Here is a 20,918-nt window from a genome sequence, read left to right as displayed (position 1 = left end):
CTTGCCGCAGCAGGCTTTCGTCCAACGTATCGGCGAGCCCGCGCCGCGCGGCGTCGGATACACGCAGCACCGCGGATTCCGCCTCCGCCCGCGCGGCGGCGTTTGCGCGACACGCATGCGGGCGCTACGATATGCGTCACCCCGACGTCCGCGGCGCCGCGCGACCGCCTTCGCACGCAATACCACGCATCGTCCGTCCCGCACGCCACGCCGCCACGCATGCGCACCGCTCGTCGACGCCGCTCATCCCGTTCACCTCTTCGACCCGCTCACCACCATGACCGCATCCTCCTCCGCGCCGCACGTACGCGCCATCGTCACCGGACACACGCGCGGCCTCGGCGCGTCGCTCGCCGAGCAACTGCTGCTGGAAGGCGTCGCCGTGCTCGGCGTGTCGCGCAGCCGCCATCCTTCGCTCGCGTCGCAAGCCGGCGACCGCTTCGCCGAAATCGAACTCGACCTGTCGGACCCGGCGGCCGTCGCAGCCTGGCTGGCCGGCGACACGCTGCGCCGCTTCGTCGACGGCGCGTCGATCGTGCTGCTGTTCAACAACGCGGGCATCGTCGACCCGATCGGCCCGCTCGCTGCGCAAGATCCGGCAATCGTCGCACGCGCGGTTGGCGTGAACGTCGCGGCGCCGCTGATGCTGTCGGCCGCGCTCACGCAAGCGGCAGGGGCCACGACCGAATGCCGGATCCTGCACGTGTCGAGCGGGGCGGCACGCAACGCGTATGCGGGCTGGAGCGTCTACTGTGCGACCAAGGCCGCACTCGATCACCATGCGCGCGCAGTCGCGCTCGACGCGAACCGCGCGCTGCGGATCTGCAGCGTCGCGCCGGGCGTCGTCGATACGGGCATGCAGGCGACGATCCGCTCGACCAGCGAGGACAACTTCCCGATGCGCGAGAAATTCGACCAGTTGAAGGCGAGCGGTGCACTCGCGACGCCCGAGGCGGCCGCGCGACATCTGATCGGCTATGCGCTGAGCGACGCGTTCGGCTCGGTGCCCACCGCCGACGTGCGGGAACTGCCGAGCCACTGAGGCACGCGGCACGCGGCGCGTCATCGCCCTTCGAGCCGCTTCGTCCAGTCTTCGACCTGCCGCTCCGTTCGGCGCCTTTCGAGCATCGTGCGCCAGCCGGGCGGCAATATCGGCACGTCGCACAGCGCATCGAGCGCGGCCATGTCGAGCGTGCGCCGGTACAGCACGTCGAGCACCGTCGCCAGCGGCCATCGCGGGTAGCGGCGCTCATGCAGCGCCAGCACGTCACCCGACTCCACCCAGCCTTCCTGCAGCACGCGGTAGTACCAGCCGGTCCGGCCGCTTTGCTGCACGAGCGCGGCCATCCGCGGATGATCGAAACGCGCGTTCAGCTTCCAGCACGGCTGCCGCGACTGCGACACCTGAAGCACGGCGCCGCCCAGCGTGAACACGTCGCCGAGACACACGTCGTGCTCGGTCACGCCGTGCGTCGACAGGTTCTCGCCGAACGCGCCCGGTTGCGCGAGCACGTCACGCGTGCCGATCTGCGCCGACCACCACGCATAGTGATCGTGCGCATAGTGGTGCACCGCCTTGTCAGGGCCGCCGTGATGCCGCGCATCGGCCTGCTCGTCGCCGGCAAAGCCGAGCGTGCCCAGCCACAGACGCGCGCCGACCGGCTGCTTGTCGATCGCGCTGGCGTGCGGCGTGTCGGCCAGCGGCCGGCACTTGCCGACCCGCACGGCGCCGATGGCGGTCGAGATCAGCGGTCGTGCCGTATCGCTCATGTCGTCACTCCGTCCGGCAGCGCCGCGAGCAGGCGTTCGAGTTCGCGCGTGCGCGCGTCGCCGAGCGGCATCAGCGGCTTCCTCGGTTCGCCGGCATCGAAGCCGCGCAGGCGCAACCCGGCCTTCACGGTCACCGGCAACCCGCCGTTGACGATGAACTGCAGCAGCGGCAGCTGCGCATGAAAGACCGTCCTCGCGCGCGCCAGGTCGCCCGCCTGCATCGCGTCGAACAGCGCCAGCGGCAACGCCGCATTCAGGTTCGGCGCGGCCGTGCACCATCCGGCCGCACCCGCCGCGAGCGCGGCGAGCGCCATCGGATTGCTGCCGTTGTAGAACGGAATCGCGCCGTCGCTCAGTTGCGCGAGCCGGTGCATCCGCCCGATGTCGCCGGTGCTCTCCTTCACCATCGTCACGTTGTCGACGGTCTGGCAGATCGACGCGATCAGGTCGGGCGACATGTCGACGCCGCTCGTCGCGGGGTTGTTGTACAGCATGATCGGGATGCCGATGGCAGCGCCGATCGCGCGATAGTGCGCGACGATCTCGTCGTTGGCGAGCTTCCAGTACGACACCGGCAGCACCATCACCGCATCGGCGCCGGCCTGTTCCGCGAAGCGCGCGCGGCGCACCGCGCCCGCCGTGGTGAGATCGGAAATGCCGACGACGGTCGGCACGCGCCGCTTCACCGCACGAATCGACGCGGTGGCGACCGCCTCCCATTCGGCGTCGGACAGGTACGCGCTTTCGCCGGTGCTGCCTAGCGGGGCGATCGCGTGGACGCCGTCGGCAATCAGCCGCTCGATCAGCGCTTCGAGTGCTTTCAGGTCGACGCCGCCGTCAGCGGAGAACGGCGTAACCGGGTAGGCAATGATGCCTTTCAGCAGGATGGACACGATAGGTATTCCTCAATGATGGTCTGAGACGAGAACGACGAATCGCCCGCTCATGCGACGCAATCCTGATGCGTCCGCAATGCCCGGCGCGCGTAGTAGTCGAACGTCACCGCATCACGCTTCGGCTTCGAAATCCAGTCGTGCGCTTCGCGCGCCAGCGGCGGCGGCACCGGCTTGATTTCGCCGGCCGCCATCGCGAGCAGTTGCAGCTTCGCGGCCCGCTCGATCAGCAGCGCGAGAATGCACGCTTCCTCGATCGTCTTGCCGACCACGAGCTGGCCGTGATGCGACAGCAGGATCGCGCGCTTGCTGCCGAGCGCCTTCGAGATGATCTCGCCCTCCTCGTTGCCGACCGGCACGCCGGGCCAGTCCTTCAGGAACGCGCAATCATCGTACAGCGGACAGGTATCCATGTGCGATACGACGAGCGGCTGCTCGAGCATCGACAGCGCCGCGACATGCGCCGGATGCGTATGGATGATGCAGTTCACGTCCGGGCGCTCGCGGTAGATCCACGTGTGGAACCGGTTGGCCGGATTCGGGATGCCTTCGCCGTCGACGACGTCGAGATCCTCGTTGACGCGCAGCAGGTTCGCCGCCGAGATCTCGTCGAAACCGAGCCCGAGCCGCTGCGTGTAGTACGTGCCGGCCTCGCCCGCGCGGCAGGTGATCTGCCCGGCCAGGCCCGAATCGTGACCGGCGTCGAACAGGATCCGGCACGTGAGCGCGAGCTTCTGCCGCGCGGACCAGCCGCTGTCGCCCACCGCGTTGTCCAGACGCCGCTCCGCCAGCGCGACCAGCGCCTCCCTCGCCAGATTCAGCGTTTCCGCCATGTTCACCTCCTGAATGGATCGGGTCGGTCGCGCCGTCCGCGGCCGCTTTCCCGGCAAAACATGACACACGATACACCACAGGACACATAGTGTCATGCGTTACAATCGGTTTTTCGAAGGACACCTGGCGCCCCATGACGATTCGCCTGAAGCTGCTCAGAAAACAGAAGGGCTGGACGCTCGACGTGCTGGCCGACGAGACGGGCCTCACCAAGAGCTACCTGTCGAAAGTCGAGCGCGGCCTGAGCGTGCCGTCGATCGCGGTCGCGCTGAAGGTATCGAAGGCACTGAACGTCGACGTCGAGCAGTTGTTCTCGGAAAGCCGCAATCGCGAGCTGATCACGGTCACGCGCGCCGGCGAGCGCACGGCGATGGGCGCCGCAGCCGACAGCCAGGCCCACCGCTTCGAAAGCATCGCGGCCGGCGTCGCGCCGAAGAAGATGTTGCCGTTCGTCGTGCATCCGCCGCACGAATTCGTCGCGTCGACGTTCCGCGAGCACGAAGGCGAGGAATTCCTGTTCGTGCACAAGGGTCGCGTCGAAATCGAATTTCCGAACGAGACGGTGCAACTCAAGACCGGCGATTCAGTCTATTTCAACGCACTCATCCCGCACCGCACGCGCAGCCTCGGCACCGCGCAGGCGGAGATCCTGGTCATCGTCAGTCACGACGACTAGCATCGTCACCTTTTCGCGCAAGGATCCCCGATGGTCACGAAGGCCACCGCACCGTTCCAGCAGATCAAGACGCTCGTTCGCCAGAACGTCGAAGCGGGCGACTGGCGCCCCGGGGACCGCATCCCGTCCGAACTCGATCTCGCCGCCCAGTTCGGCGTCGCACGCATGACGGTCAACCGCGCGCTGCGCGAGCTGACCGAGGAAGGCGTGCTGAAGCGCATCGCGGGCGTCGGCACGTTCGTCGCCGAAGTGAAGCCGCAGTCGAACCTGCTGATGATCGCGCACATCCGCGACGAAATCCGCGCGCGCGGGCACGAATATCGCTGCCGCGTGCTGAGCCAGTCGAGCGAGCCCGCGTCGTTCGATGTCGCGGCTGCATTCGGCCTGCCGGTCAACACGCCGGTGTTTCACGTGGTGTGCGTGCACGAGGAAAACGGCCGCCCGATCCAGCTCGAGGATCGCTACGTGAACCCGGCCGCCGCGCCCGGCTTCATCGACCAGGATTTCCAGGTCGAGCCGCCGTCCGAGTACCTGTTCAACAACGTGTCGCACGACGAACTGGAGATCGAGCACGTCGTCGATGCGTCGCTGCCGACCGGCGAACAGGCGCGGCTGCTCGACATGCGCGCCGACGAGCCGTGCCTCACGCTCACGCGCCGCACCTGGACGAACGGGCAGCCCGTCACGTTCGTGCACTTCCTGCATCCGGGCAACCGCTACCGGCTCGGCTCGCGCTTCAAGCCGGGCGCCGGACGCCACCCGACCTGATCCTGTTTCCCAAGGACAAAAGCGCGCGGCGGCCGTTTCGTCGGAAAGCGGCCGCCGCGTCCGTCACGCACACCCGCCCGCGTCAGATCGCGCGGGCCTGCCCCGCGCCACGCGACCACACGACCGGAAACAGCGGATGATCGAGCGGCGCGCCATCGGGCAGCTGCTCGGCGAGCCCCGGGAAATCGGGCGACGTCTTCCAGCGGCGCGGCGCGTGACGGATATCGTCGCCGACGAAGCGGATCGAGAACGCGCGCCGACGGTTCTGCGTCCCCCCCGACGCGTGCAGCGTGAGCATCCGGAAACACACCATGTCGCCGGGCTCGAGCGCCCAGTGGCGGATCGGAAACGCCGCGCGGTCGCCTTCGATGTCGGGCAAGTCAGCCAGGCTCCCTTCCGGGAACCACTTCGCTTCCTTGTCCATGAACGTGCGCGGCATCAGCCACGGCCCGAGATGCGAGCCCGCGACGAATTCCAGCGTCGATTCGAGCGGCACCGGATCGACCGGAATCCACATGCTGACGTTGTCGTCGCCTTCGATGTTGTAGTACGGCTGATCCTGATGCCACGGCGTGCGCTGCCGCGTGCCGGGCTCCTTCACGAGCAGGTGGTCGTGATGCAGTCGCACGTGCTCAGTGCCCATCAGCGCGGCGGCGACCGACGGCGCCGGCGAGCGCACGATGAAGTCGCGATACGCGTCGTTGTGCTGCCAGTTGCAGAAATCCTCGAAGAACCAGCCCGGATCGTCGGGCCGGCTCGCGACTTTCGCGCGCTCGCTCGGCTGCGCGAGATTCGTGTCGATGCCGGCGCGCAGCGCGGCGACTTCGTCGGGCGAGAAGATGCCCTTGATGCAGACCGCGCCTTCCTCGCGGAACGCGGCGATCAGTTCGGGCGTCACGGCTTGCGCGACGCGGTCCTGGATACTCGTCATGGTGTGCCTGTCGATGGAGTGAATCACGGAATCACTGATTCACGGTGCGGACGTCAGTTGCTGCTTCGCACCGTAGATGTCGAAGTCGAAATATTTGGCGGCGATCTTCTGGTACGTGCCGTTCGCGCGGATCGCGACGATCGCGTCGTTCAGCTTCTTCTTCATCGCTTCATCGCCCTTGCGCACACCCATCGCGACGCCGTAGCCGGTGATCCGCACGTCGGTCACGTCGGGGCCCGCGAACGCATAGCCCTTGCCGCGCGGCGTTTTCAGGAATGAGTAGCCGGCCTGCGTCTTGTCCTGGAAGGTCGCGTCGAGGCGGCCGTTGACGAGATCCTGGTACACCTGGTCCTGGTTCTGGTACGAGACGATCGTCACGCCCTTGGTCGCCCATTCGGCCTTCGCGTACGCCTCCTGCGTCGTGCCCTGGTCGATCCCGACGCGCTTGCCCGCGAGCGACGCGGCGGTCGGCAGCAGCGTCGAGCCGGCCGGCGCGACGAGCGCACCCGGCGACGCATACAGCTTGTTCGAGAAGTCGATCTGCTTGAGCCGCTCGTCGGTGGCCGTCATCGCGGACATGATCACGTCGAACTTGCGCGCGCGCAGCGCCGGAATCATCCCGTCGAAGCCCTGCTCGACCCACACGCACTTCGCATGCAGTTGCTCGCAGATCGCATTGCGCAGGTCGATGTCGAAGCCGGCGAGCGAGCCGTCGGGCTGCTTCGCCTCGAACGGCGGATACGTGGGGTCGATGCCCCAGCGGATCGTCGACGTGTCCTGCGCGAACGACACGAGCGGCGCGAACGCCAGCGCGGTAACGAGGAGCTTTGCAGTGCGGTTCATGGCGTGTCCTTGATGGTCTCGACGCGGCGGGTGAACGCCGGCGTCCGGTGGGGAGCGTTACGCCGGATCACCCGGCGCGGTGCGCGAAAGACAGGGACTTCGATGAAACTGCGATGCAGTCTAGACCGCTCAATTTTTGTGCGCAAGCGGGGGAAATGGGGGTGGGGTGAGTAGCGGGTGCGCGGGGGGCCAAAATCAGGGAGGAAAAATTGGGTTGCGCTTACAAAAGGGCTGTCTGGCGGGATTTTTCTGGCTCTTTGCGGTGTTTACCCTGTGCGACGCACGCCCGCCACAGGGCGTGATTTTCCCGATATCTGTAGGGTGACGATGTCTATAGCGGCGATCTCATCACGGTCTTGACCAAGCGTGTCCAGCGGTGTGGGCGATGCGCCCTAGACCACGGTGGAATTCCCCGACGACGAAAACCCGCCCAGAGATGTAAGACATACCTTACATAGAAGATCGCCGTACCCCACGGCAGGAGGTCGCCACGCAACGCTATGAAATTGGTCAGGCTGTCGCAAAACGGCGGGCAGAACTCGACCTCACGCAGGCCCAACTTGCGAAACTCGCCGGCTTGTCTCGCCTCACCGTGAACCAGCTCGAATCTGGCAAAGTCAAGGATCTCGGCGTCAACAAGCTGATTACGCTGCTCAGCGTGCTCGGCATCGAACTCCTTGCGCTACCGCGGCAGCCGCAAAACGGTCTCTACAAGGCCGTTGTGAGTTCAAACGTCAGTTACAAGGGTGAATTGACCGAACGGCTGCTGGCCGACGCATTGGCTACCGGACGGATTCCGACGGGATATGAATCGCAGTTTTCCGTCATCCTCGACGAAGTGCCGCTGCCGGTGGTGGTGAAAGCCGCCGAGGAAGCCGCCGAGCGCTCAGGCACGCCGCTGCGGAACATCTGGAAGAGTCTCGCCGCGTGGTCGAAGGATCTGCATCTTTCTCGGGAAGTGTGGGGGTAGCCACACCGGGTGCTTTACCCGACGGCCGGTGGCAGCACCTGTTCCGTCACGCACTCGAACATCGGCCGCCGACTGACTTGCCGCACCTTGAATCCCGCGCTGCTGATGTGGCTACCGCTACATCGCGGGCAATGGGGACGCGGTTCGTGACGCTCCGACAGGATCGATGCGATCTGGTCCATGAGGAACGCCGTCAATGCCTTGTCCTCCCCCGAATCCGCCGGGCGCGACGACGACGCTGCCACGCGTCGTGTTGTTGCTGCAACCGCAGGCGTCGTCATCGGCACGACAACACCACGACACCGCCAATCCCCTGCGTATTCGGCAGCGTTGCCGAGTAGCCGAGCGCCACCATCGGCTGCGCCATGTCATGTCCCACCACAACCGACTGGATGGACAACTGTCCCTCGGTCGAAGCGGCATTCAATGGCGTCTGGGACTTCGTCAGCGTGTACGGGGTATTGGCCAGATTGATCGACAGGCTCAGGTCGTTCAGCGTGCGCGTGCCCAGATCGAGCGTGGCTGAAGTCGTTCCCAGCGTGCCGGCCGGGCCGCCGTTGTTATTGGCGACGGTATCCGCGATCAATTGCGTGCAGACCAGCGTTCCGCTCGTCGCCGACAACGACAGCGGCGTGCCGACCGCGTAGTGGACGCCCTGCTGGATGTTGTAGGTATTGCCGTCCGTGTCCATGGCTTGAACCCATCGACCAATCGCGACGTCACTGCCCACACCCTGGATGTCGGTCACCATGCCGTGGTCGAGGCCGAGGCAATCGGTTGCCGCGGCCGAGGAGGCCAGCGTGGTAAACGCACCGCTTGCTTGCTGAACCTGGCTCGAGGCCGGTGCCGCCGGTGCCGTGAAATTTCGGCCTTTCTGATACTCCGTGGGCAGACTCGGGACAACCACCACGGCGAACTGTCCGTTGCTGGCTGTAACCGAAGACGCGGAACCGGAATAGGTAAAGCTGCCGTTCGGTCTGCACGCGGCTTGTGCAGACGGGGCAGTGGTTTCGGATGAGGACGACGAGGACGATCCCGTACCGGGTGTGCTGCCGTCGTCTCCACCGCCGCACGCGGACAGCGTTGCCGTGATCAGCGCAACCGCGAGAAGACGGGGGGAGCGAAAGAATTCCTGCATCGTATGGTTCTCCAGGTTTCCCCACTCATGGGGAGGTGTGGTTAGGACGAGGCGACGTCGCCTCGCGGACGGCGACGCGCAGATGTGCCGGACAGCACTGAAATCGCCCGTCGATTCAACGATCAAAACTGCGAGGTCAACTGGAAGCCGACCGTCACGCGTGCCGTGTCGAACCCCGACGGCTTATAGACCGGCGTGCCGGCGAACAGGTCGTAGGCGTACGCACCGAACCGCGTGCCGACGCTGCCCTTGATCCCGATCGCAGCGCCTGCCAATTGCGTGCCGACCAGCGCGACCGGTTGCGGACCCCACACGCGTCCGTAGTCGAGACCCGCATAGGCAGCGTGCCCAGTTTGGGCGATCGGCGCCTGCAGTTCGTTGCGCCAGTAGAAGCCGCGTGCCGCGGCGAGCATCGTCTCGCCGTCGAAGCCGCGTACCGTGCAGCGGCCGCCGATCGTCAGATCGTCGATGTAGTACAGCGTGTTGCCCGTGTACTGGCCGTGGACCGTCGTCACGTAGCGCAGCGGCTGCCGCGCGATCGCGAACGGCACGGACAGGTTGCCGTCCAGCACGGCCATCCGATAGCGATAAGTCGGACCGCCGCCGAAAGCGAGGATGTCGTCCTGCGCGCCGAATGCGCCGACGCCCTGCCGGTAGGCCAGCGTGCCGTCGAACTGGGCGCCGCCGAAGTAGTGGCGATCGGTCAGGCCCAGCTCGACGAACGTGTTGTTGCGGCGCTGCTGCGGAATCTCCGTGTCTTCGATGAAGCTCTGGCCGAAACGGCGCGACAGGCGAATCTGCGCACCGAGCACGTCGTTCTGGCTGCGTGCGAGCACACGGTGCAGTTTCAGGTCGACCGTCTTCGAATTACCGCTTGCGACGAAGGTCTGGTTTACACCGGCGATCTGCTGGTAGTAGGTGTTCGTGTATGCGGACAGCGTCGCAGTCCAGTAGCCCCACGGGATCGAATAGAAGCCGTTCCAGCCGTGCGAGCCGAGTCCCTTGTCGCCGAGTTCGAGATCCTGGCTCACGCCGATGTTGAAGACGTCGTTCAGGCCCAGGGGGTTGTCGATGCCGAGTGACAGGTTGCCCTGCAGCTTGCCGGTCGCGCGCGTGCCGGAGTTGTCGATCGACGCGACCACCGTCCACGGCCTGCCGCGCTTTACGTCGAGCACGACATCGCTTTCGCCCGGCACGTCGGCCGGAACAATCTGCATCGACACGTCCTGGTTCGATACGCGCTTCATCTGCTCGAGCCCCTGCTCGAGGTCGCGCAGGCTCAGCAGTTCTCCGGCGCGGGTCGGGAAGGCGGTTTTCCAGGTGCCGCGCAGTTTTTCGTCGGTGAAACGCACGTGGCGGATCACACCGGGGATCAGTACGAGCGTCAGCGTGCCGGACGACAGGTCCTGTTCCGACAGCAGCACACGCGTCGTGACGTAGCCGCGCGACAGAATGACCCGCGACAGGCCCTTGACGAGCGTATCGACGCCTTGCTTGCCGATGCAGGCGCCGACGTAGTGATCGAGCCAGTCGCGCGCGAACGCAAAGCGGTCCTGCGGCAGTGCCGATGCGGCTTGGGCCTTCACCCCATCCGGTAGTGCCTCGGGTACATCCAGCGTGAATCGGTCGATCGGGAAGCACGGCGTTTCTTCCGGCAGGGCGGGATGGATCTCGACACGCGAGACGTCCGAACGTACCGTCGGCGCGTCGATCACTGCTTCGCGCCGCTGCGCGTCGCGTTGCTGTTGCAACTGCTGCTGTTGTTCGGCATTCGCGCGTGCAGCGGCTGCGGCATCGGCCGGCGTCGGCGGGTGTTGCTGCGCGCCAGCCGATAGCGAAACCAAAGCCAGCGTCATTACCATTGGCTTCATGGAGAGGCTCGTTACCGTGTGAACCACGCGGGGAGTCACTATGGTAGTGGCGGTCACTTTACTGTCGGCTTGTTCGTGCCAGCACCGTTGACGCGAACCAACTCAAAGTCTGCGGAACCACCGTGCTTATAAGCAAGGAACAAGCGATACTCACCCGGCTTGATTTCGAACGGTTTCTCCTTGAAAAGAAGATTACTTGACCGACTTACCATCGGGAAGTTATCGAAGACGATGAAAGGTTCATTGGACATCATTCCAGTTAACCCACATCTCACGTAGGTCCCGTTGCTACCTTCGGGTCTTCTCCGTGCATCGGACGTCTCGCACACTCGCGGCGTGATTGTGTCGAACTGCGTACCGTCTTTCCTGTAGAGACGAAACACTGGGAGATTATTTCCGGCAGCATCGCCCCGGATAACGGACACCGTTGATACGTCCCAGCTTCGCCCCTTGATGTTGGCCACCTGGTAAGCCCCATAGAACTGCTCCAAGCTCTCGGCAGCCTGACCTTTCAATCCCTGATTTTCACTCGCGAGATCCGGGGCAAGCACGGAACATGCACCAAGGAGCGGGGAGAGAAGCGCTGCAATGAATTTTATTTTCACGATGACTTAAAAATCAATTTTCTTAATATTAAAAAACTTTCACCCATTCGATACGGATAGTGAGATCACCGTCCCCGGCTAGCTTACGTAAAACGCTATCGCCCTGACCTCTTGCCTTCAGCAAACCGGATCGATCGACGTTGTACCCCGAAAACGTCATCGACTCACCACCCACAACCCCACCAGCCTCCCCATTGCAATCATGTCTGTTACAAATGTGACCATATTTCACTCACTTCTTTACTTCCTCTTTGTCGCCGTCTGATTCGTAGCTCTTGCGAGCCCTCTTGTAGCTATTGTCAAAAGGTTTGATTTTTAGCAAATGTGCTCTGCTCGCATACCCGCCAACTGCCGCAACTCCCAACCCAAGCAATACCAGAAATCCTCCATACGGTGCCGGCGACACGTATTTGCATGCGAGAAAAATTATTAGAAGACCGATGACAAGCAGGATCGCCCGAACCCATCCTGAAAAATTCCCATCTTCAATAAATCGAATCTTCATCTATCTTTCCAAAAATTAACGAAATCATTCCAGTATTTATTCATGGAATTCTGCATCTGCTGACCTGCACTGCTGTTGTTGAACATGTTCGCCGTTTCATTTATCGCCGGGCCGAACCCCGGCGCTCGATCTGACAAATTTCCAGCGATCAAACCAGTGATGCCGGATACGGTGTATTGGCCTACGTCTGGCTTAACGATTTGCCCCAACGCATCGGCATAAAATCCAGCAACCGTAGCCGCATAAGCTGCTACTGAAAGACCACCAGAGTATGGTGATGGAATCGCCGCCATCGCAGCAACAGCCGCACCAAACCTCGCGACATTCGTTGAAAAGATCGACGTCGCATCCGCCGTCGTGTTCCTCATAGAGTTCGCATCCGACTTGTCGAACTTCGTGAACGGCCCGGTCAGCTTGATACCAGAGCCGTCTTTGCCGGTCTGGTCATAAGTGATGTTCGGCACGCCACCCTGTTCCTCCCCGGAATTCCTCAGAATGAAGCTTTGCAACTCCGAATTCGGCTGTACCGTGATCTGTGTCAGTATCGGCTTGCCATCATCCGTCGTGCCTGCGTATTGCCACCGTGCTCCAGAATCAGTGGGCATCTGTCCGACCAACGTATCAGGGGTACCTAACTCTCGGTCTCCGGCAATCGAGCCGCTCATGATCCGCATCTGGTCCTCGATTTGCTCTAGCGTGTACTTGCCACCGCTCTTTGCAGCCAGTTGCTTCGCGAGCACCCTTTCATCCGGATGCAACTGCCGATTAAACCGATCAACGTTATACCCAGAAAACGCCCCCGACTCACCGCCAATAACCCCACCCGCCCCCGTCGCGATCACGTTCGCCACGATGTTGCCCAGTGCCTGATTCAGGTTGGCGTTGCCGGTCAGATCGCTGCCCGCGATCGCTCTGCTCAGGTCGTTCAGCCTACCTGCAGCGATCGACGCAACCGCCGCGCCCGCGGCGCCGCCCACAGCATTGCCGCCGGCCAGCCCCGTCACCAGTGCCGCGCCCGCGCCCTGCATCAGCGCGCGGTTCGCTCCGCCTTCCTTCCACGAGTCGACGCCAGCCCGATCACCGTTGGCTTTCGCTGCCTCCATCATCTTGTCCGCGTAGTCGCCGATCCGCCGCGACACTGCTTCGCCCGCCGCGCTGGCTGCCGCCATCATGTCCGCCTGCTTGTCTAGCAGGTTCTGCATGTCTGGCAGTTTGGCCACCGTACCGTTCGTGTCGGTCGTGTCGCGATTCAGGCTCGCCAGATCCTGCGGCTGGTTCGCCGAATCCGTGATCGTGACGGTTCCCGCGCTCACGCCGCTCTGCGTCGTCGCGCTGTCGCTGCCGCTGTCGTGCTGGCCGAGCATCGGCGATGCACCACCGGCATTCTTGCCCGATCCGCTGCCATGCGTGCTGTAGTTCATCCCACCGTCACCGGTCGTCGCGCCCGCACTGAAGCCGCTCGAGCTCGCATCGTAGCTCGACTGATTCTGGATATCCGAGAAGGAGAGGGACCCCGTCGTCAGCGCATTCTTCGACGCGTCCGCATCGCTTGCGATCACCCCCCCTTTCAGGTCAGTATTGCCCGCGACGTTGATGTTGAAGCCGCCATCGCCCGCCTGAATCCCGGCCTGTTCATTCACGCCCGCGTAGCTGCCCGTCGCGTTGCCCTTGCTCTGACTGAAGTTCGCGCTGGCGCCGCCCTGGCTGACGCTGAAGCCGCCGCCCGAACTCGACTGATGTGCCGCACTCGACAGCGTGTCCTGCACGCTCGCGATGTTCAGGTTGCCGCCCACGTCGGTATTCACCTGATTGCCGCTCACGTTCGAGCCGATGATGTTCGTATCGCCGCCCGAGATGATCGTGACTGTATTCGCCGCGTTCACGTGACTGTTGTTCTGCGTGGCCAGATCGCTGTTGCCGTCGCCGTTGGCCTTCGACATCGCCGCCGACACGCCAAAGCCGCCGGTGCCCACCGACACGCCCACGCTCGCGCTCTTCGACTCGTTCGTGCTGCGCGTGGAATCGGTATCCGTTGTATTGACGATGTTGACCTGATTCTTGGCTGCCAGAATCACGTCGGTCGCGTTCACGTCGGAACCGGCGATCGTCACGTTGCCGCTACCCGGTTGCCCATTGCCCGTCGCCGCAAACGCCACCGTTCCGCCCGCATTCACGCTCGAGCCACGATTCGTCACGCTGTCCTCCGTGAACGCGCTCTTGCTATGGCTGCTGCCGACGCTGACATCGACCTTGAATTCGGGCGTTGCGCCTCCGGCCAGCGCGGCCGCGCCCGCGCCGACTGCATCGATCGCGCCGCTGGCGGCCGCCATCCCGTGCAGCGTTGCTGCTCGACCATCCTGACGCTTGCTGGCCGCGCGCGACTGGTCCACCACGTTCGACACCGCGTCGATCACCGGCGCCTTCAGCGCCAGCGTCAGCCCGCTCTTCGACACTTCCTGCGTCTCGCGACGATGACCGGTGTCCTGCGCCGCATCGATCGTCACGTTCGCGCCCGTGCCGCTGATGTCTTGCGCGGCAATCAGGTCGCTGCCCGTCACGTGCAGGTCATTCCCGGCGGTGACGCTCAGATTGCCGTTCAACGAACCGATCGTGCTGCCATTGTTCGACACCTCGCTCGTCTGGCTGGTCGTCTTCAGCGAACTGCTACCCACCGATACCGACAGGCCGCTGCCTGACATCAGTCCCGTTTCCTTCTTCTGGTAGTAGCTCGACGACTCCAGGGTATCCTGCGTCGTCGTCACCGTCACGTTGCGCGCCGCGCTCAGTGCGACGTCGTTCGTGCCGACGACCGTGCTGCCCTGGATATTCAGATCCTTGCCACTCGCGATCGTCACACCATCCGCCGACACCAGGCTGCCCTGATTCAGCGTCATTGTCTGGTCGATCCCACTTGCGACCTTCGTGCCGCTCACCACACCGCTGCGACTGTGCGTTTCGTGCGAGTTCAGGTCGTGCGTCTCGGTTGCGGCACCGATGTTCACGTCGCCAGCCGCCGCCAGCGTCGCATTGCCCTGGTCCAGGCTGATCGCGCTACCGATCACGTTCAGGTCCTTGCCGGCCACGATCGCCACGCTGTCGCCACCGGTCAGCGTCGTGCCGGTCAAGGCCTGATCCGATGTATGCAGCGTCTCCGCATAGCTGCGGCCACCGCCGCCGCCCGAGCTGTTACTGTTCACGGTCGACGTCGCGCTCGCGGCACCCAGCGTCACGGTGCCGCCAGCGGCGACGGCGCCACCGCCACCCAGTTCAATCTGTGCACCGTGCGCCGTCAGGTCGTTGCCGACCGCGATGCCGGAGACACCGCCGACCTTGACCGAACTGCCGACGCTTCGGTTGATGTCCGTGTCCGATACGCCGTTTGCGCGCTCGGCCACCTTATGCTCGCCGACCTGCTGCGCGCCGAGCGTCCAGTCGCCACCGACCTGCATCCCGAGATCGCCGCCGATGCTCAGATTGCCGGCGTTCTGCTGGAAGTTGCCGCCGGTCACGATCGCCGCGTCGCCGGCGACGTCGATGCTCGCTTGCGGCCCGAGCGTCGTCGAGACACGCGTCGCGCCGTCGGCGTTTGTCTCGCTTCGCGTCTGCGTCGCGGTATCGAGGATCAGGTCGCCGCCGGCCACCAGCGCCAGGCTGCCGGCCTTCACGCTCGCCGAGGTCAGGTCGACCGTGCCGGTCGTCGCCAGCGTCATCTGGCCGCCGCTTTGCAGCGCGCCGAAGCGGTTGTGGAGGCTCTGGCCACCGATCGACAGGCTGTCCGCTGCGCGGATCGTGCCGCTGTTCGAGAACGACTGCACCTCCTTCAGATCGATATCGCCGCCGGCGATCAGCGGGCCGTTCATGTCTTGCTGGCTTGCCTTGGCCAGATACACCACGGGCACCAGCACGGACTGACCGTCGACGACGCGCGTCTCCAGCAGCACCACGTTGCTCGTGAGCTGTGCGACCTGTTCGGCCGACAGACCGATCCCGAGCGGCAGATTGAGCGACTTCGCCAGATCGGCACCGGACGACAACAGCGCCCGGTACATCGATTCGATGTCCGTGTACGGCCCCAGCACCGCCTTGCCGGTCAGGGAGGTGAGCTGATTGCGCACCAGCCATTGCTCATAAAATCCGTCGCCCAGACGCTTCTCCGTCCGGTCCGGGTTCAGCCCGAGCTGCTGCAGGTAGTAGTCGCTCGACATGAACGAGCGCGTGTTCGTGAATGCCGGATTCGTTTCGATCAGGTAGTTCGCGTTCGGCACCGGGTTCGGGTGGAACAGGCCGCCCTGCGGAATCGTCAGGTTCGTCAGCACGTCGACTGCCGTCGCACTAGCGATTACCCGGTCGATGCCGCCACCGACGGCGCTCACGTCAACGCCCGGCGGCAGCCCGATCGATGGAATCCCCGCATTGCCGGCCGGGTTGTCGATGCTCACGCCCGTGCCGGAGAGCGTACCGTTTGCGACGAAGCTCGATTCGTAGCCCGGCAGCGCGTACTCGCGCAGGTCCGACGGCGCGTTGCAGCCCGGCGTATCGCAGAACGAATAGCTCCAGAACTTGGTGCCGTCGTAGTTGCGGTACCAGTAATTGCCGGTGTAGGTCACCTTGATCTGGGGCGCAAGCTGCCCCTTCCAGCTGTCCTGATCGAGCGTGCCGGGCATCGCGATGTCACCGGCTGCCGTCACCCGGCTCCAGTAGTTCTGGAACGTGTCGACTGACGAAGCATTCAGGTTGCCGCCCACCACAATCTGCGCTTCCGGGGTGATCTTCGAGATCAGGTTCGCCAGCGGCGTGCCCGCATAGGTCGTGTACTGGTACGTGCTGTTGTATTCGCCACCGTGCGGCGGCTCGACGTAGACACCGCCGATGCTGTCGGGATTCTTCACGCCGACTTGACCAGTGCGGCCGGAAAGGCTGATGCCAAGACTCTCGAGCAGCGCAGCATCAACCTGCGAGGTCCACGCCGTCTGCATCTCGCGACGCGTGTTCGTCACGAGACCGGCATGCAGTGCCATGTCGCCGTCCGATTGGATCAATCCCGACTGGTTCAGGATATGCGCAGCCTTCGTGTAGTGGCCGGCCGCATCCTTGCCGCCCGCCAGCACCACGCGACCCAGGCCGTAGATCGCGGTCAGCGCCGGAGTATCGGTCGCGGTCGTATCGTCGCGGTTCTCGATGTTCTGCGCGAGCAGCTCGAGCAGTCCGTCGCTGTCCGACGCACCGATCAGCGCGGTCGGGCCGAGGTTCACGATCGTCGACGCTGCGGCCAGCGATACGCTGCCGCCCACCAGTGTGCCGGTGTTGATCAGCACGTCCGACTGCGTACGCAGCAGGCCGCCGGCCGCCATCGTGCCGCTGTTGGCGATGTCGCCGGCGTCGATGCTCAGGTCGTTCACGCTCATCAGGCCGCCGACGTTGTTGAACGTACCCGGCAGCGTAAACGCCAGATTGCGACCGGCGTTGAACTGGTAGTCCGACGTGTTCGTAAAGTCTCCTTGCAGGTACAGCGCCAGGTCGTTCGCCGCGCTGTACGCACCACCGCCGTAGAGCGAGCTCGCGTTGACGGAAAGATTTCGCGTCGCGCCGATTTGGCCACCCGCATTGGATACCGCTCCGGTCGTCGTGATATCGACGTCGCCATCGGCGCCGATTCGACCGACGTCATTGATCAAGCTGTCCGTACGAAGCTGCACGTTCGCGCCGCCGAGCCGCCCGCCTTGGGTGTTGGTCACAGTGCCAGCGTCGAGCGACACGTCACCGTTGGCCGCGACCGAGCCGCCCGCATTGTTCAGTTCACCGCCAACGCTCGCCGAGACCGAACCGAGCGCAGCCAGCATGCCACCGATGTTGTCGAAGGTGCCCGCCGACAACCCGACCGACCCGCGGCTCACGATTGAGCCGCCGGCGTTCGTCAGCCGCCCCGACCCGAGGCCGGGCATCAGGATCAACGCGCCCGTACCAGCGTGAATGATCGTGCCACTTGCGTTGTTCAGCATCGCCGGCGCGAGCGTCAGGTTCGTGCCGTTGGTCTGGATCGTGCCGCTCGCGTTGTCGAGCGTGCCGCTGACGTCGAGCGTCGTGTCCTGATTGCCGTACTGTGTGAGCGAACCGTGCGCATTGTGCAGGTCCGTGGCCTTTACGTTCAGCCGGTCCGCGGCGATTGCGCCGTCGCGGTTGTCGAGCAGGGCCGTCGTGACTTTCAGCGCCTGCCGTGCCGTCAGGCTGCCGCGGTTGATGACAGCGCCGGCCTTCACGGTCACGTCGCCGTTGCCGCCGATCACGCCGCCTTGCGCACCGGTCGCCGTCGTACCCCCGGCATTCGTCAGCTGGCCGGTCGTGGACAACGACAGGCCGTCGCCATTGAGTGACACGATCCGACCCGCCGAGTTGTCGAGCGATGTACCCGACACCGACAGGGCGCCGCCGCTCTGCATCGTGCCGGCGACGTTCTCGATATCACCCGCATTCAGCGTCAGGGCGCCGTCGGTCACGAGCGTCCCGTCCTGGTTCGCGACCTGTCCTGACGTATTGATTGCGAGCGGGCCGACTGCGGAGACCTGTCCGCCCCGGTTCGACAGGGCGCCTGCCTCGAGCGTCGTGCCGGCCTGGCTCGACAGCGTGCCGTGGTCGTTGACGAGCGTGCCCGCGGCACGCGCTTCGATCGCGCGTTGCGCGCTGGTCGTCGCGTTCGTCAGGTTGAGGTTGCCCGCCTGCGCGAGCAGCGAAACGTTTGCGTTCGCAGCCGTCTTCGAGCCCGACAGATCGATACCGCTGCCCGTCAACGTGACGTTGCCGCCCGCGACGTTCTGGCCGGTCGCCGTCAACCGGCCGGCAGTGGTGACGGTCAGGTCACTATTGCTGCTGACCGCGCCATCCGCATTGACACCGGCGCCAAGCGAGCCGGTCGACGCAACGCTGCCGGCCGAAACGTTCAGCGCCTGCTGCGCCGCCAATGCGCCGCTATTCGACAGCGTACCGGCCGTCGACACCGAGACGTTTTGCTGCCCGTACGTTGTGCCGCTGTTCTGGATGCCGTCTTGCGCCGTGACCGCGAGATTGCCGGCGGCGCTCGTCTTGCCGGTCAGCACGAGCTGGCCATTCGACTGCAGCGTCAGGTCGCCCGACTGTGCGGCGATTGTTCCGGCATTGGCAACCCCAACACCGCGCTCATTCGAAACCAGCAGGATGCGCTCGGCATACATGCCGCCCAGTTGACTGACGTCAATTGCCACACCCAGCGCGGCGCCGTCGCCTTGAATCGGCGTGGCAGCGAGTGCATGGTGGTCGACCTGATTCGAACCGGCGATCACGTTCAGGTTCTTTGCATAGATCGCCGCATTGGCCTGTACGGCACGGGAGATAAGATCCACCTGGTCGACGTTCGACGCGTTCAGGCCCGCGCCCTGGACCGTGATCAGTCCACGGTTGACCTGATAGCCCGCAAGCGAGCCGTCAGCGCCGTAGTACGGTTGGCCAGTCGTCAATGTGGCGCGGCTGGTGTTGATGAAGCCGCCGCCGTCCACCACGATGCCGGCGGGGTTCGCGAGCACGACTTCCGCGCGATTGCCTGCGACCTCCACGTAGCCGCGAATCTGGCTTGCAGCCGTGCTGTTGACCTGATTGACGATGATGCGTGCCGACTGTCCGGGCCCGAAGTTCGGGTTGCCGTTAATCATCCCCGCCTGCTGCGTCGGGACCATCGTCGGCGAGTTGTTCAGCAGCGCGCCGTTGCGTTGGACGTCGAATTGATTGTAGTTGTTGATCGATACACCCGCGCCGCTTGGTGCGGCGATGTTGACTTGCGGCAAGCCGTTCGGCGTCTGGAGGACGTGTGTCGGCGCGCCCGGTGTCGGCACGATTTGCGCCGGTGCGATTGCAGGCATGACGCCCAGCGCGGTGGCGATGGCCACAATCGACGCGCTGCGCAACACGCGAAGAGCACGAGTCTCACCATCGGCTGATTTCCCCGTAGCAGTCGCGGTTTCTGCAACCGCCACCACCATCCCTCGGCGTCTGGAATACACCAGACGGTGGGTCTCTTTGTTCATCGTTCTTCTGCTGGTCTGAATTCGACCGATGAACCATAACCCGAAGCATCGAAAGCAAAGCGTTACACAACGACAAACGTTTCTTAAATACTACGAAACAATAAAAATCAGACTCGTCCAATTGACGTACGTCGCATACAAAGCTCGCACGAAAGCGAATAGGATTGTCGCCTCGGCTGCGGTGGATCGACCGAGTACCAACGGCGTACTCACGCGCAAATCGTACCCTCCACTGATACCTACCGCCCTCCCGCCGCCACCAGAATCCGCTCGATCCGCGCATACCCTCGGCTGCGCGCATGCTGCAGCGGCGTCTCGCCGTTGGAATCGGCCAGATTGACGTTCGCGTGCCCATCCACGAGCAGCTGCACGATCCGCACATACCGCTTGCTGCCGTCGCCGAGCATGATCGCCTCCAGCAGCGCGGTCCAGCCGAGCCGGTTCACATGATCGACGTTCACGCCCGCATCGATCAACGTGCGCACCGTATCGACATGCCCGCGCTCCGCCGCCGGAATCAGCGCGGTGCCACGATAGCGGTTCGTGCTGCGCAGGTCGGCGCCATGCGCGAGCGTCATCCGCAGGATGTCGAGATGGCCGCGCGCCCCGGCATACAGGTACGGGCTGTCCTGGATCGCATCCTTCGCGTTGACGTCCGCGCCCGCGTCGATCAGCACGCGCGCCGCATCGACATGATTGCCGTGCGTCGCAATCAGGAGCGCCGTGCGACCCTGCCCGTCGCGCGAATCGATCTGCGCGCCGCGCTCGAGCAGCGTGCGCACTTCGCCCGCATCGCCGCGCTCCGCCGCGCTGCGCAACCGGCCTTCGAGCGCGCCGCCGTCGGCGGCGGCCACCGCCGACGTAAGCGTGGTCAACGCGAACGCGCCGATGATCGCGATCCGTTTGAACAACATTCCGTTTCCTCCTTGCGTGCCGCGCACGCCGATATGCGGCCGCTGCAATACGTCAGGCGCCCCAATGGCACCCCGTGACGCCACGCCCCGTCCGGCGAAACCGCGATTGCCCACTCCGTCCGGCCATGTTAAAAGTCGTCGCACGCATT

Annotated in this window: 15 protein-coding genes; 4 read left to right on the top strand and 11 right to left on the bottom strand. The window is 64.4% G+C overall.

The features are described 5' to 3' along the window. The first annotated feature begins 277 nt into the window (after positions 1-277). The gene (locus CFB43_RS18045) at positions 278-1,042 is read left to right on the top strand and encodes an SDR family oxidoreductase (RefSeq protein ID WP_089495983.1); all 765 of its coding nucleotides are present in this window, start codon (positions 278-280) and stop codon (positions 1,040-1,042) included. 20 nt (positions 1,043-1,062) lie between these two features. Here the strand turns inward: CFB43_RS18045 and CFB43_RS18040 are convergent, their stop codons facing one another. The 3 genes from CFB43_RS18040 to CFB43_RS18030 are packed head-to-tail and all read right to left on the bottom strand — an operon-like array spanning position 1,063 to position 3,496. After that, positions 1,063-1,770 carry an MOSC domain-containing protein gene (locus CFB43_RS18040; protein ID WP_089495982.1) on the bottom strand — a complete coding sequence of 236 codons (708 nt, stop codon included), beginning with the start codon at positions 1,768-1,770 and terminating at the stop codon, positions 1,063-1,065. Then, a complete protein-coding gene (locus CFB43_RS18035; protein ID WP_089495981.1) occupies positions 1,767-2,663 on the bottom strand; it encodes a dihydrodipicolinate synthase family protein in 897 nt (298 codons plus the stop codon). The genes CFB43_RS18040 and CFB43_RS18035 overlap by 4 nt, the downstream gene beginning before the upstream one ends. 50 nt (positions 2,664-2,713) lie before the next feature. Next, positions 2,714-3,496 (bottom strand): aldolase, encoded by a 783-nt coding sequence (locus CFB43_RS18030; RefSeq protein ID WP_089495980.1) that lies wholly within the window; start codon positions 3,494-3,496, stop codon positions 2,714-2,716. 134 nt (positions 3,497-3,630) lie between these two features. Here CFB43_RS18030 and CFB43_RS18025 point away from each other — a divergent pair, with 134 nt between their 5' ends. Then, entirely contained in the window at positions 3,631-4,173 is a 543-nt protein-coding gene (locus tag CFB43_RS18025; protein WP_089495979.1) for a helix-turn-helix domain-containing protein, read from the top strand. A 30-nt stretch (positions 4,174-4,203) separates the two neighbouring features. Further along, complete coding sequence (gene hutC / locus CFB43_RS18020) at positions 4,204-4,941, top strand: histidine utilization repressor (RefSeq protein ID WP_069252748.1); 738 nt, start codon at positions 4,204-4,206, stop codon at positions 4,939-4,941. Positions 4,942-5,023: 82 nt separating this feature from the next. Here hutC and CFB43_RS18015 read toward each other — a convergent pair whose 3' ends face one another. Together CFB43_RS18015 and CFB43_RS18010 are read right to left on the bottom strand one after the other, a co-directional pair. Then, positions 5,024-5,872: a phytanoyl-CoA dioxygenase family protein gene (locus CFB43_RS18015; protein ID WP_089495978.1), complete on the bottom strand. Its 849-nt coding sequence runs from the start codon at positions 5,870-5,872 to the stop codon at positions 5,024-5,026. 39 nt (positions 5,873-5,911) lie between these two features. Then, the gene (locus CFB43_RS18010) at positions 5,912-6,715 is read right to left on the bottom strand and encodes an ABC transporter substrate-binding protein (protein ID WP_089495977.1); all 804 of its coding nucleotides are present in this window, start codon (positions 6,713-6,715) and stop codon (positions 5,912-5,914) included. A gap of 445 nt (positions 6,716-7,160) precedes the next feature. Between CFB43_RS18010 and CFB43_RS18005 the strand changes: the two genes are divergently transcribed. Then, on the top strand, positions 7,161-7,685 hold the full coding sequence (locus CFB43_RS18005; protein WP_306427112.1) for an XRE family transcriptional regulator: 525 nt from the start codon (positions 7,161-7,163) through the stop codon (positions 7,683-7,685). Positions 7,686-7,962: 277 nt separating this feature from the next. Here CFB43_RS18005 and CFB43_RS17995 read toward each other — a convergent pair whose 3' ends face one another. The 6 genes from CFB43_RS17995 to CFB43_RS17975 all read right to left on the bottom strand — a co-directional run bounded on the left by CFB43_RS17995 (position 7,963) and on the right by CFB43_RS17975 (position 20,769). Next, a complete protein-coding gene (locus CFB43_RS17995; protein ID WP_089495974.1) occupies positions 7,963-8,823 on the bottom strand; it encodes a hypothetical protein in 861 nt (286 codons plus the stop codon). A 122-nt stretch (positions 8,824-8,945) separates the two neighbouring features. Next, entirely contained in the window at positions 8,946-10,694 is a 1,749-nt protein-coding gene (locus CFB43_RS17990; protein ID WP_089495973.1) for a ShlB/FhaC/HecB family hemolysin secretion/activation protein, read from the bottom strand. A gap of 53 nt (positions 10,695-10,747) precedes the next feature. After that, on the bottom strand, positions 10,748-11,299 hold the full coding sequence (locus CFB43_RS37780) for a hypothetical protein (RefSeq protein WP_144023070.1): 552 nt from the start codon (positions 11,297-11,299) through the stop codon (positions 10,748-10,750). Between the two features lie 232 nt (positions 11,300-11,531). Next, on the bottom strand, positions 11,532-11,804 hold the full coding sequence (locus tag CFB43_RS17985) for a hypothetical protein (protein ID WP_089495972.1): 273 nt from the start codon (positions 11,802-11,804) through the stop codon (positions 11,532-11,534). Beyond that, positions 11,801-19,855 carry a hemagglutinin repeat-containing protein gene (locus CFB43_RS17980; protein WP_089495971.1) on the bottom strand — a complete coding sequence of 2,685 codons (8,055 nt, stop codon included), beginning with the start codon at positions 19,853-19,855 and terminating at the stop codon, positions 11,801-11,803. The genes CFB43_RS17985 and CFB43_RS17980 overlap by 4 nt, the downstream gene beginning before the upstream one ends. 239 nt (positions 19,856-20,094) lie before the next feature. Continuing rightward, positions 20,095-20,769, bottom strand: coding sequence for an ankyrin repeat domain-containing protein (locus CFB43_RS17975; RefSeq protein ID WP_089495970.1), 675 nt, complete (start codon positions 20,767-20,769; stop codon positions 20,095-20,097). Positions 20,770-20,918 lie beyond the last annotated feature (149 nt).

Source organism: Burkholderia sp. AU15512 (assembly GCF_002223325.1).
Classification (GTDB): Bacteria; Pseudomonadota; Gammaproteobacteria; order Burkholderiales; family Burkholderiaceae; genus Burkholderia.
Note: the sequence above shows the minus strand (reverse complement) of the source record. Positions and strands in the feature narration are given on the sequence as shown.

Coding starts and splice junctions, on each gene's coding strand:
- CFB43_RS18045 (WP_089495983.1), top strand. CDS start 278: ATGACCGCATCCTCCTCCGCGCCGCACGTACGCGCCATCGTCACCGGA.
- CFB43_RS18040 (WP_089495982.1), bottom strand. CDS start 1,770: ATGAGCGATACGGCACGACCGCTGATCTCGACCGCCATCGGCGCCGTG.
- CFB43_RS18030 (WP_089495980.1), bottom strand. CDS start 3,496: ATGGCGGAAACGCTGAATCTGGCGAGGGAGGCGCTGGTCGCGCTGGCG.
- CFB43_RS18025 (WP_089495979.1), top strand. CDS start 3,631: ATGACGATTCGCCTGAAGCTGCTCAGAAAACAGAAGGGCTGGACGCTC.
- hutC (WP_069252748.1), top strand. CDS start 4,204: ATGGTCACGAAGGCCACCGCACCGTTCCAGCAGATCAAGACGCTCGTT.
- CFB43_RS18015 (WP_089495978.1), bottom strand. CDS start 5,872: ATGACGAGTATCCAGGACCGCGTCGCGCAAGCCGTGACGCCCGAACTG.
- CFB43_RS18010 (WP_089495977.1), bottom strand. CDS start 6,715: ATGAACCGCACTGCAAAGCTCCTCGTTACCGCGCTGGCGTTCGCGCCG.
- CFB43_RS17995 (WP_089495974.1), bottom strand. CDS start 8,823: ATGCAGGAATTCTTTCGCTCCCCCCGTCTTCTCGCGGTTGCGCTGATC.
- CFB43_RS17990 (WP_089495973.1), bottom strand. CDS start 10,694: ATGAAGCCAATGGTAATGACGCTGGCTTTGGTTTCGCTATCGGCTGGC.
- CFB43_RS17985 (WP_089495972.1), bottom strand. CDS start 11,804: ATGAAGATTCGATTTATTGAAGATGGGAATTTTTCAGGATGGGTTCGG.
- CFB43_RS17980 (WP_089495971.1), bottom strand. CDS start 19,855: ATGAACAAAGAGACCCACCGTCTGGTGTATTCCAGACGCCGAGGGATG.
- CFB43_RS17975 (WP_089495970.1), bottom strand. CDS start 20,769: ATGTTGTTCAAACGGATCGCGATCATCGGCGCGTTCGCGTTGACCACG.